Origin of the sequence: Endozoicomonas acroporae (assembly GCF_002864045.1) — a bacterium.
Taxonomy (GTDB): Bacteria; Pseudomonadota; Gammaproteobacteria; order Pseudomonadales; family Endozoicomonadaceae; genus Endozoicomonas; species Endozoicomonas acroporae.
Window position 1 is genome coordinate 1 of record NZ_PJPV01000031.1, and the last position, 10766, is coordinate 10766.

General features: G+C 43.7%; 13 protein-coding genes and 1 pseudogene. 2 read left to right on the forward strand and 12 right to left on the reverse strand.

The features are described 5' to 3' along the window. Positions 1-143: 143 nt before the first annotated feature. Positions 144-596 (reverse strand): annotated as a pseudogene (locus CX664_RS05520) (DegT/DnrJ/EryC1/StrS family aminotransferase); the annotation flags it as partial. A 207-nt stretch (positions 597-803) separates the two neighbouring features. On the opposite strand from CX664_RS05520, the gene CX664_RS05525 reads away from it, so the two are divergent. Both CX664_RS05525 and CX664_RS05530 read left to right on the forward strand, forming a co-directional pair. After that, positions 804-1118: a type II toxin-antitoxin system HigB family toxin gene (locus tag CX664_RS05525; protein ID WP_101745778.1), complete on the forward strand. Its 315-nt coding sequence runs from the start codon at positions 804-806 to the stop codon at positions 1116-1118. Next, complete coding sequence (locus tag CX664_RS05530; RefSeq protein WP_101745779.1) at positions 1115-1567, forward strand: helix-turn-helix domain-containing protein; 453 nt, start codon at positions 1115-1117, stop codon at positions 1565-1567. The genes CX664_RS05525 and CX664_RS05530 overlap by 4 nt, the downstream gene beginning before the upstream one ends. Before the next feature lie 406 nt (positions 1568-1973). On the opposite strand, the gene CX664_RS05535 is transcribed toward CX664_RS05530, so the two are convergent. The 11 genes from CX664_RS05535 to CX664_RS05575 all read right to left on the reverse strand — a co-directional run bounded on the left by CX664_RS05535 (position 1974) and on the right by CX664_RS05575 (position 10748). After that, the gene (locus tag CX664_RS05535) at positions 1974-2522 is read right to left on the reverse strand and encodes a sugar transferase (protein ID WP_101745780.1); all 549 of its coding nucleotides are present in this window, start codon (positions 2520-2522) and stop codon (positions 1974-1976) included. A 65-nt stretch (positions 2523-2587) separates the two neighbouring features. Next, complete coding sequence (locus tag CX664_RS05540; RefSeq protein ID WP_101745781.1) at positions 2588-3541, reverse strand: UDP-glucose 4-epimerase family protein; 954 nt, start codon at positions 3539-3541, stop codon at positions 2588-2590. Beyond that, positions 3538-4317, reverse strand: a complete 780-nt coding sequence (locus CX664_RS05545) for a glycosyltransferase family 2 protein (RefSeq protein WP_101745782.1) — start codon at positions 4315-4317, stop codon at positions 3538-3540. The genes CX664_RS05540 and CX664_RS05545 overlap by 4 nt, the downstream gene beginning before the upstream one ends. A 45-nt stretch (positions 4318-4362) precedes the next feature. Next, on the reverse strand, positions 4363-4452 hold the full coding sequence (locus tag CX664_RS27740; protein ID WP_338063467.1) for a hypothetical protein: 90 nt from the start codon (positions 4450-4452) through the stop codon (positions 4363-4365). Beyond that, complete coding sequence (locus CX664_RS27745) at positions 4449-4688, reverse strand: hypothetical protein (RefSeq protein WP_276328473.1); 240 nt, start codon at positions 4686-4688, stop codon at positions 4449-4451. Before CX664_RS27745 ends, CX664_RS27740 begins: the two co-directional genes overlap by 4 nt. Next, entirely contained in the window at positions 4670-4783 is a 114-nt protein-coding gene (locus CX664_RS27750) for a hypothetical protein (RefSeq protein WP_338063468.1), read from the reverse strand. The genes CX664_RS27745 and CX664_RS27750 overlap by 19 nt, the downstream gene beginning before the upstream one ends. A gap of 219 nt (positions 4784-5002) precedes the next feature. Then, positions 5003-6577: a mannose-1-phosphate guanylyltransferase/mannose-6-phosphate isomerase gene (locus CX664_RS05555; protein WP_244910626.1), complete on the reverse strand. Its 1575-nt coding sequence runs from the start codon at positions 6575-6577 to the stop codon at positions 5003-5005. Between the two features lie 111 nt (positions 6578-6688). Continuing rightward, a complete protein-coding gene (locus CX664_RS05560; protein ID WP_101745784.1) occupies positions 6689-7135 on the reverse strand; it encodes a GDP-mannose mannosyl hydrolase in 447 nt (148 codons plus the stop codon). A 127-nt stretch (positions 7136-7262) separates the two neighbouring features. Next, entirely contained in the window at positions 7263-8225 is a 963-nt protein-coding gene (gene fcl / locus CX664_RS05565; RefSeq protein ID WP_101745785.1) for a GDP-L-fucose synthase, read from the reverse strand. Between the two features lie 131 nt (positions 8226-8356). Then, entirely contained in the window at positions 8357-9478 is a 1122-nt protein-coding gene (gene gmd, locus CX664_RS05570) for a GDP-mannose 4,6-dehydratase (RefSeq protein WP_101745786.1), read from the reverse strand. Between the two features lie 145 nt (positions 9479-9623). Next, the gene (locus tag CX664_RS05575) at positions 9624-10748 is read right to left on the reverse strand and encodes a glycosyltransferase (protein WP_101745787.1); all 1125 of its coding nucleotides are present in this window, start codon (positions 10746-10748) and stop codon (positions 9624-9626) included. Positions 10749-10766 lie beyond the last annotated feature (18 nt).

Sequence of the window (10766 nt, forward strand, 5' to 3'; positions counted from 1 at the left end):
ACCCCGGCATAGCCGGGGGTTTACCTAATGATTAATTAAAGTACGATTTAAAGACCATGATATGGCAAGCTTCCCGTAAAAGTATTTATCTTATCTTTTGCGGGTAACGGAAAACGACTTTAAAGGAAAGTAAACAAAATTGTTTAAGCTGAAGCCTCACTAATAACTTGCTGAATCACTTCACAGGTTTTCGCAATTTCAGCCTGGGTCAAAGTCGGATGCACCAGAAACATCAAACTGGTTTCTCCCAATTCCCTTGCAGTCGGCAGTCGCTCTTTGGGCTGGCAATCAATGTTATCAAACGCTTTTTCCAGGTAAACCTCAGAGCGGGACCCTGACAGATGGACACAAATAATGGCTTTGGTGCGTTCCATTAGCACTGCCTGGATGGTTTCGGCGGTAATATTTTGGGAGTCACGATCCAGATCGGCAAAAATGGGTTTCGCACCGGCGTTAGCAATACTGCTGGCCGAAACGAGAAAGGTGCGGGGCGTAACCACCACCTCATCACCGGCACCAATCTTCAGGGCATTAAGCGCCAAGGCCAACGCCAGAGTACCGTTAGCCAGAGCAATGGCATAATTGGTTCCGCAGTATTCCGCGAATACACGTTAATTAAATTAATGGCAAAACTCGCTATCTGCTTTTCTTAGTCCGTTATCCGAAAAAGATGATAAAAAACGCTTAACGGATTACGGGCAACGGGAAACGAACAGTGGCTTTAACTGAACTACTATGAAATACCAAAAGGATTGACGGTAAAAATTGCAAAATCTCAAATTGAGATATAAGGTTAACAATGCATGCATATTATTGCAAAGCGAAAGTTCTCTGAAGCGGCAAGAAAGTACCCGCAGCACGCCGGGGCCATTATGGAAACCTATCAGGTATTGAATAAACACAGCTTTGTGGATGTTCATTCCTTAAAACAGGTCTTCAAAACGTCAGAGCGTTTTCGTTATGACAAAGATGCCTATGTCATCGATATTGCCGGTAACCACATCCGGCTGATTAGCATTCTTTACTTTATGAGTCAGAAGCTCTTTGTAAAGCACATTGTTGACCACAAGGGGTACGATGAAATCACCAAACGCTGCCGAAAAGGAGGAAGTCTGTGAACCTGAACAATTCAAAAGGCATGGCCGAATTAACCCGGCGTTTTCACCATTTACTGGAAGTTGCCCCCTTTCTGGAAGGCATTAATAACGAAAACGAATATCAACAGGCCCTTGATGCCACAGAACTGATCTACAGAACCATCGGCGATAACCCGAATGATCCCAGAAATCTCCTTCTGGACATGATTGCCCAGAAAATAGAACGCTATGAATACCAGACAGACCCGGTGCTTTCCCAGTGGGACCAACAGGATGGCGCAATTGCCCTGATCAAAGTATTAATGTGCCAGCATGGCCTGACTCAAGCCGAACTGCCTGAGATTGGCAGTCAGGGTGTTGTTTCAGAAGTATTAAACGGCAGGCGACCGCTGAACTTGCGGCAGATACAAAGCCTGGCTGAACGGTTTGATTTGCCGGTGACTCTTTTTCTAGAGCATGAGGGGGATTGATTGTCGTTGTCTACTTTCCGTTGTCCGAAAGAGATAAGAAAACGCTCTTACGGATTACGGAAAACAGCTTTAAGAGATAACCCTGGCAGGACTGGACAACAACATTAATAATGATCCGGCGGACCTTTTGATGACCGCCACAGCGATTCATCTCGGTGCCACACTACAGCAGATAGTAATTTGAGAGAGGCCTCTGGTGGAAAGCGTTTGGTAATACCTACTAATAAAGCAAACTTGCCTGACCACATACATGTAAGCCAAGGTCATTCATTATACAAATAACTTTTCTTATCACCATAAACGGCATTTGTTATGCATAATTAAAGACCATATATGACCCCTGGTTTCGCCCGGCTTCCGCATTCTCCCTGAGATGTAAGCTTTTACGGGCAACGGAAATCGATGCTCAACGCACCCGATCCCCCTGACCGCTCCCCGTCACCGTCATGAAAATAAATTTAAAATAATTCCGAACAGTTAAGGTTTTAATCATCTGGCTATCAGTTTCAGCAAGCAACTCAGGAGTAGACATGTCAATATGGTTAACCTGGGCTAAACCCGTAATACCAGGCAGTACATCATAAACACCCAGCCTGTCTCTGGCGGCAATCAACTCTTCCTGGTTGAAAAGGTTGGGGCGAGGCCCTACCAGGCTCATATCCCCTTTTAACACATTAATTAACTGGGGTAACTCATCCAGTTTCGTCTTTCTCAGAAATCGCCCCAACGAAGTGATGGATGATGAAGAGGCTAAGTGACTGGCTACAGATGCAGTATCAACCTTCATGGTCCGGAATTTAACCAGTGTAAAAGGTTTCTTTTGTCGGCCAACCCGCTCCTGCAGGAAAAGAGGAGAGCCGGTATCGAACAGGCCGATACAGTAGATCAGTAGAAGGATTGGGGAACCTGATATCAAACCGATTAATGCAAATACAACATCTAGAAAACGTAACATAAACGATCTGCTTGCTGAATTTATAGTGGGAGGCCTCTTGAACTTTGTAACGGAAACCAGCACGGCTATGACTTCCCATCTTCCTTTGCGTGATGAAAAGCGGATGCTGCTTTTTTAAGTGCTTCATCAAAGGCTACCGGTGGCAGCCAGCCAAGAAGGTTTCCTGCCTTAGTTATATCAATTACTAAGGAACCATAAAGTTGCTGATAGATTTTTTTCTTGCCAATCAATCTTGCTCCAAGCCATATGATAGAGCCAGGGAATGGGAATAGGGTAACCTTTTTTTCCATTCCTTCCGATAATAATCTTATCAGTTCAGTAGTAGAAACAGGTTGACTATCGCTTATCAGGAAAGTCTCACCACCTGCGGCTGGATGATGTATGCAAGCAGCAATAAAGTCAGTCAGATTATCCAAAGCCACAAAGCTGCGTTGATTGTTTAGCCGACCAAATGGAAGAGGCACATTTAAACTGACCAGTTTCATCAACCTTTGAAAATTACCGGGGGCATTGGCTGCGTATACCAGCGGAGGCCGAATGATCACAACCTCTAACCCTGACTCTTTTTCTATTTTTCGTAACCCGGATTCTGCTTCCAGTTTGGAAAGAGCATATAGGCTTTGAGGGTGTACATTACTCTTTTCTGTAAATGGTTGGTTGGTAGTTGTTTCTCCATTAACGCCAATAGAACTGATAAATACAAAGCGTTTCACTCCGGCATTTACCGCCTGACGAGCCAGATTCAAAGTTCCTTCTACATTGACCTTAAAAAATGCCTCTCTTGGGTCCAAGGATTGTTCATGTAAAATATGAGCCCTTGCTGCCAAATGAACAACGCATTCAGAACCTATCAAGACAGATTTCCAATTTGTCTTGTTATCAATATTGCCAACCGCTGAATACCCTGTCTTCTCATCTCGGCTTATACGAATTACCTCGTATCCCAGATTGTCAAGATAATTACAAACACCATTGCCGATAAAACCGGTAGCACCAGTGACGCATATTTTTTGGGTCATCTAATGTTTCCTTTCAAAGACAACGATGCATTTCTGTATTCGTTTATTTTTAATTTTAATTTTTTAATGACAAACCGGGTTATAGAAAAAGTGAAGCCATTTTTCTTGGCTGCTCTTATAATTTCGAAATTTTGTCTAACAATGTTTTTCAAATTTTTGTTGGTTTCACCTCCAAGTCGCATTCTTACCAGTACTTCAGGTATATATTTGACTCTGATTTTATCTCTACCAATTACTCTGATGAGAAACTCATAATCAGCAGCTAGTCTGTTTGACACATCAAATAAGCCATGATTTTTATACACATTGTTTTTCGCAAAAAATGTAGGGTGAGCTGGCACCCAGCCTGTAGCCCACAGGCTTTCATCGTAGTTACATGACTTCCATAATCTGACAACCTGGCCTACATCATGCTGAGAAACGTACACCAAGTCTCCATAGCAAGCATCAATCGCTGAATCTGAAAGAGTAGTAGCAACATGAGATAGGACATTATTATCCTGAAAAATATCATCAGAATTAAGAATGCCAATTGCATCACCAGTCGCAAGTTTGATGCCTTTATTCATCGCATCATATAAGCCATCATCAGGTTCGGATATCAGATGGCTTATATTGGTTCTGTATTTGTCAATAATTGCGAGAGTGTTATCGGTAGAACCACCATCAACAATAATGTACTCAATATCCTTATGAGTCTGAGATATTACAGAGAGAATAGTGTCTTCAATGGTGTATGCTGAATTAAAGCATACCGTAATAATGGATATCTTCATTTATTGATTTCGCCAAAATACAAAAAGGAGAGGGTATGACAACATCTATTCACTTCTGATTAGATCAAGCAATTCAGTCGTCATCTTATGCATTAGATCGTAATCCCCCCTACTCTCCACATTCAAGCGAATCACCGGTTCAGTATTGGAAAGTCGTAAATTAAACCGCCACTCATATCCAGCGAAATACCATCGGTATGGTCAATAGCTACTGCATCCTTTTCGTAAATTGAGAGGATCCAGTCAATTGCCGCCTGTGGATTACCTAAGGTGCTGTTGATCTCGACAGAGGATGGGAACAGGGCAATGCGTTCGGACACCAGTTCAGAAAGTTTCTTACCCTTATGGGACATCAACTCCGCCACCAGCACCCAGGAATCCTCCCTGAATCGCAATAAGCAAAGTTACGGAAATAGTGGTGGGCACTCATCTCACCACCATACACCGCATCCTCTTCTTCGCGCATCCGTTTCTTGATAAAAGATGGCCGGTTTTACAGAGCACTGGCACTTCAAGCGGCAGAAACCTGGTCAATAGTATTCCAGTTTAATCTGGACATTTTATTTACGGGGGGTTATGGATTGTGAGTTATGGACTATGGGTTTTGAGTTATGGGTTGTGAGGGAATGGTTAATGGGGAATTGGACTATTCAAAATGAACCATTACCTCTTCACTTACAACTAATCACGCCCTACCATACGTATCCTCAAACCGCACAATATCATCCTCACCCAGATATCCGCCGCTCTGTACCTCAATTAACTCAAGGTCAAACTTGCCGGGGTTTTCCAACCGGTGGACAGCACCAATGGGAATGTACGTGGACTGGTTCTCGGTCAGCAGTAGCTCCTGGTCACCATTGGTAATTAGTGCGGTACCTTTAACTACAATCCAGTGCTCGGCCCGGTGATGATGCATCTGCAGGGAGAGTTGTGCTCCGGGCTTAACAGTGATGCGCTTAACCTGGAAGCGTTCGCCCATATCAATAGAGTCGTAAGCACCCCATGGGCGATAGACTTTGCGATGCAGTTTTACCTCTGCCCGGTTTTCTGCTTTAAGCCGCTCAACAATCTTTTTAACATCTTGCACGCGGTCCTTATGAGCCACCAGGATGGCATCATCGCTTTCGGTAATGACCAGATCGTCAACACCTACAGTAGTAATCAGTTTCTTCTCACTGCGCACGAAAGTATTGCGGGTATCATGAAGCAGTACATCACCCAGTGTGGAGTTACCAGCTTCATCCTTTTCAGAAATATCGGCCAGCGATGACCATGAACCTACATCGGACCAACCGGCATCCAGAGGCACCACTACTGTATCAGTGGTTTTTTCCATTACCGCGTAATCAATGGACTCATCCGGACAGGCCTTAAAGGCCAGTTCATCCAAACGCACAAAGTCAAGATCGGCACTTTGTGCTTCCATGGCTTTCTGGCAGGCCTCGTGAATATCCGGTCGGAACTTGTTTAATTCTTCCAGGTAGCGGGAGGCTTTGAATAGGAACATACCTGAGTTCCAGTAATAATCCCCGGAAGCCAGGTAGCCCTGGGCTGTTTCGAGGTCAGGTTTCTCCACAAACTGTGCTACAGAGTAGATCGTTGTGGGTGATGAGTTATGGATTGAGAGGGGTGGGTTATGAGTTATGGGTAAAGAGTTATGAACTGTGAGTTTAGATTCTGTAGATTCCCCCACTACTCCCTCTTCATTCCCGATTAACTTTTCCCTATCACCTATTAACTGTTCCCCTGCCTTGATATAACCATACCCCGTTTCCGGATGGGTGGGCACAATGCCAAATGTTACCAGTTTGCCATCACTGGCCGCAGGCAATGCCGCTTCAATGGCTTGATGGAAAGCCTGTACGTCTTGAATGACATGGTCAGCAGCAAGGATCAATAGGATAGGGTCGTTGTTTTTTTTGGATTGTGGGTTGTGGGTTATGAGGCATGAGTTTTGAGTTTTTAGAGCCGCCAGTGCCACTGCTGGTGCAGTATTTCTCCCAACCGGTTCAAGAATAATCGCTGACGCTTTACGCCCCAGCTGGCGAAACTGTTCTGCCACCAGGAAGCGGTGCTCTTCATTGGCAATGACCATGGGAGCCGCAATGAAATCCAGGCCATCTAAACGGGTGATTGTGTTCTGCAACATGGTCTGTTCATTCACCAGCGGCAGAAACTGCTTTGGGTATAAGGAGCGGGACTGTGGCCAAAGGCGGCTGCCGGTACCGCCGGACATGATTACGGGGATTAGGGTCATGATTAAGGGTTGTGAGTTATGGGTTGTGAGTTATGGGTTGTAAGCGGATGTGCCATGGAACATAGTAACTTCACGGCTCATAACTAACAGCTAACAGCTCATACCCACAACTTATAGAAAATAATCTTTCGTATGTTGATGAACCTGGTTAGATGACAACAGCTCATCAACGGTAAACCAGTGGTAATCACAATGTTGCTCTTCAGGGAAATCACACAGGTCGATCTCCAGCATCAGTTCATAGCTCAGCACAACATAGTAAGTACTAAAAGAGTCCACGGAAAAATTATCCAGGTAAAAATTCTGATAAAGCCCAAGGAACGAGGCCTGATCGAATCCAGCCGCAGTACCGAGTTCAACCGATACCAGACGACTAAATGCATCATCAAGACGCTCATCTTTCTGGATGCGACCTCCGGGTACAAACCAGTAGCCCTGAGCAGGCCGATTATTTCGCAACCCCAGCAGCACATGACCCTGTTTATTGCGAATGATCAAATCAATGGGGACCAGGGGTGTTGAGGCTACTACGGTTTTGAAGGTTGCGAGAGGTAACATAGTTTTGGGTTGTGAGTTGCTTGTGGGTTTTTAGTTTTGAGTTAAGAGTTTGTTTTAAGTGATGAGTTTTGAAGCATGAGCCGAGAAGCCAAGCTTAAATTCAAGCCCCATAACTCATAACCCACAACTACACTTGCCTCAACTCCGCTACATTCTCCAAAAACCACCCATAAGTCATCCCAAGGCCATCCTGCAATGACACTGAAGACTCCCAGCCCAGGTTAGCCAAGCGGGAAACGTCCATCAGCTTGCGCGGTGTACCATCGGGCTTGGATGTATCAAAAATAATCTTACCTTCAAACCCGACTACTTGCCCCATGGTTTCCGCCAGTTCTCGAATGGTGCAATCCACTCCTGTGCCTACATTGATATGGGACATCATCGGTTCTGTATGTTTACTGTAGATGGCCTTATCTAGGTTCATCACATGAATACATGCCGCTGCCATATCATCCACATGGAGAAATTCCCGCATGGGGGTGCCTGTTCCCCAGACCACCACCTCTTTATCACCCCGGAGCTTTGCCTCATGGAATCGCCGCATCATGGCCGGGATCACATGGCTGTTTTGTGGATGGAAGTTGTCGTTCTCACCATAAAGATTGGTAGGCATTACAGAGCGGAAATCGACTCCGTACTGTCGGTTATATGACTCGCACAGCTTGATGCCAGCGATCTTGGCAATGGCGTAAGGCTCGTTAGTGGCTTCCAGATGACCATTCAATAACTCACTTTCCACCATCGGCTGTTGAGCGTGCTTTGGATAAATACAGCTGGAACCAAGAAACAATAATTGCTTGACACCAGCAGCATAGGCCTGGTGAATGATATTGCACTCAATCATCAGGTTCTCGTAGATAAACTCAGCAGGGTAAATATTATTGGCGTGGATGCCACCCACCCTGGCCGCTGCCAGATAAACCTGATCAACCTGTTCTGAATGAAAAAAATGTCGTACAGCAGACTGATCTGTCAGATCCAATTCTGATCTGTCGCGGTAAATAATCTCATCATCTCCAAGTTGTGATAGCTGGCGAATGATAGCTGATCCAACCATGCCCTGGTGTCCAGCCACATAAATTCTTTTCATATAATGATTTCATTAGAGATGCACCGGCACATGAGCTGGTGCGGATTATGAATATCGAAGGATATCGCCGAAGAGATTTAATACTTTTTAAGAAACCAGCGTGTCCTGTACCTTGAGGATAAAGGTGCCACTCACTCTCTGGACACTTTCACTTCATACCCATGCTCTTTCAGCAGAGCATGCTGCCTTGCTCTCGCCAAGTCGCAGTCAACCATCTCTGCAACCATATCCTCAAGGGTGGTGGTAGGCTCCCAACCGAGCTTGATCTTTGCATTGGTCGGATCTCCAAGCAGAGTCTCTACCTCAGCAGGGCGGAAGTAGCGAGGATCAACCGCGACGACTTTCTGCCCAATGGTCAGCGAAGGAGCATGATCAGCATTGAAATTCTCCACATACGCACACTCATCAATTCCACTCCCCTCCCAGCGCAGAACAATACCAATAGACTTGGCCGTAAAATCTACAAATTGTCGTACGGAGTATTGAACACCGGTTGCGATAACAAAATCTTCTGGCTGTTCCTGCTGAAGCATCAGCCACTGCATTTCAACATAATCCCGTGCATGTCCCCAATCACGAAGAGCATCCATGTTACCCAGATAAAGACAACTCTCAAGACCTTGGGAAATATTTGAAAGTCCCCTGGTAATCTTGCGTGTAACAAAAGTTTCACCACGACGAGGTGACTCATGATTGAACAAGATTCCGTTACAAGCATACATACCGTATGACTCTCGATAATTCACCGTAATCCAATAGGCATACAGCTTAGCAACTGCGTATGGGGAACGCGGGTAGAATGGTGTAGTCTCTTTCTGTGGGATTTCTTGAACCAATCCATACAATTCAGAAGTAGAAGCTTGGTAGAAGCGGGTTTTCTTTTCTAAACCCAAAAAGCGTATTGCTTCCAACAGCCGCAGAGTACCTAAAGCATCCACATCAGCGGTATACTCTGGGGATTCAAAAGACACGGCTACATGAGACTGCGCTGCCAGGTTATAGACTTCGTCTGGCTGCACTTCACTGATAATCCGGGTTAAATTAGAACTATCACTTAAATCACCGTAGTGCAATTTAAAATTTTGATTATTTGAATGAGGATCTTCATAGATGTGATCAATACGATCTGTATTGAACAAAGAAGCTCGGCGTTTGATGCCATGAACTTCGTAGCCTTTTGCCAATAAAAATTCGGCCAAATATGAACCATCTTGGCCTGTTACACCCGTGATTAACGCTACTTTATTACTCATAAGAACACTAATTAAATGACCACAATACTGAATGAATTGAAAAAAATCCTAACATTATCTATTCATTGATATGAACAGACAAAAAGACTTATCACTGATCTACTGGAGAATTTCTATATAAGAGATAAAAAAAGATAATGCCATGCTATTTTTTTATAGCAATTTTCAGCATCTCTTCAGCAACAGACTCCCAAGAGCTAGGTATTGACTCTAAAGCATGCTCCCAACACGGCCACCATCCAGACTCAAGTTTATTTGCCAGATCAATTATTGCATCCCGTAGTGACTCAATATTATTTGATTCAAAATAAATAGCTTCGTCACCACAAAGAGTTCTTGCATAGGGTAAATCTGGACAGATTATTGGTAAACCACAATACATTGCTTCAACGAGAGGAAAGCCAAAACTTTCTTCATTGGAAAGAAATAACAATGCATCACATGATTGATAAAAAGAGATGACTTGATTAGGTCTTATAAAACCCAAGCAGGAAATAGAACTCCATTTTTTATTCGGATTCTTTTCTGAATCAATCGTTAAGATTAATTGTTCAATAGGCCAATATTCTGGGTTATCAATTTTTGAAAGCAATAAATGATTCTTATGTGGATAATAAGCAGCTGGGTAAAAAAGGCGTAGCGCACCATCATGATTTCGACCAACCCTTTTAACAAATGATTGAGATAACCAAGCAGGTACAGGTTGTGGGAGAACAGAGACACGACCACACACAGAGGGATAAAATGCTTCTAGCTTTTGTTTCATCACATCTGTCTGCACAATAAACTGATTAACATATTTCTCGTTTGTGGAGAAAATATATTGCGCAGCTCGGTATTTACAAAAATCGATGGACAATGATGGTTTAAAATATCTCACCAAATTAGAAGTTTGCAAAAATACAATCTGCTTAGCCTCAGTGTTCAAAGGCAGGTCACCTAAAACCAGGAGTGCTGTATTCCTTGGTACATGATAGGGCACTATGCATTCAAAAAAGCGTGATAAAAAATTAGGCAAAAATCGTTTATGAATAATATGATTAGTTAATTGTCCTGATGGCTCAAAGCAGCTCAAATCACCGCGATCTGGCAAAATAACCTGTGAAACAGAAACAAGATTATTATTTAGCAAACTGGGTAATAAAGATTTAGCAAGCTGGACTGCTCCAACTCCAACAACATTACTCAGATGTAATTGAATATTAGATAGCATAATGAAGTAGCAACTTAATTTATACTTAGTAAAAGAGTTTTCGGTGTTTGTCAACATAGTTGTCGCCTCAACTTA

Excerpts from the sequence above, each read along its gene's own strand:
- CX664_RS05525 (WP_101745778.1), top strand. The coding sequence starts at position 804 with ATGCATATTATTGCAAAGCGAAAGTTCTCTGAAGCGGCAAGAAAGTAC.
- CX664_RS05535 (WP_101745780.1), bottom strand. The coding sequence starts at position 2,522 with ATGTTACGTTTTCTAGATGTTGTATTTGCATTAATCGGTTTGATATCA.
- CX664_RS05540 (WP_101745781.1), bottom strand. The coding sequence starts at position 3,541 with ATGACCCAAAAAATATGCGTCACTGGTGCTACCGGTTTTATCGGCAAT.
- CX664_RS05545 (WP_101745782.1), bottom strand. The coding sequence starts at position 4,317 with ATGAAGATATCCATTATTACGGTATGCTTTAATTCAGCATACACCATT.
- CX664_RS27750 (WP_338063468.1), bottom strand. The coding sequence starts at position 4,783 with ATGCGCGAAGAAGAGGATGCGGTGTATGGTGGTGAGATGAGTGCCCAC.
- CX664_RS05555 (WP_244910626.1), bottom strand. The coding sequence starts at position 6,577 with ATGACCCTAATCCCCGTAATCATGTCCGGCGGTACCGGCAGCCGCCTT.
- CX664_RS05560 (WP_101745784.1), bottom strand. The coding sequence starts at position 7,135 with ATGTTACCTCTCGCAACCTTCAAAACCGTAGTAGCCTCAACACCCCTG.
- fcl (WP_101745785.1), bottom strand. The coding sequence starts at position 8,225 with ATGAAAAGAATTTATGTGGCTGGACACCAGGGCATGGTTGGATCAGCT.
- gmd (WP_101745786.1), bottom strand. The coding sequence starts at position 9,478 with ATGAGTAATAAAGTAGCGTTAATCACGGGTGTAACAGGCCAAGATGGT.
- CX664_RS05575 (WP_101745787.1), bottom strand. The coding sequence starts at position 10,748 with ATGTTGACAAACACCGAAAACTCTTTTACTAAGTATAAATTAAGTTGC.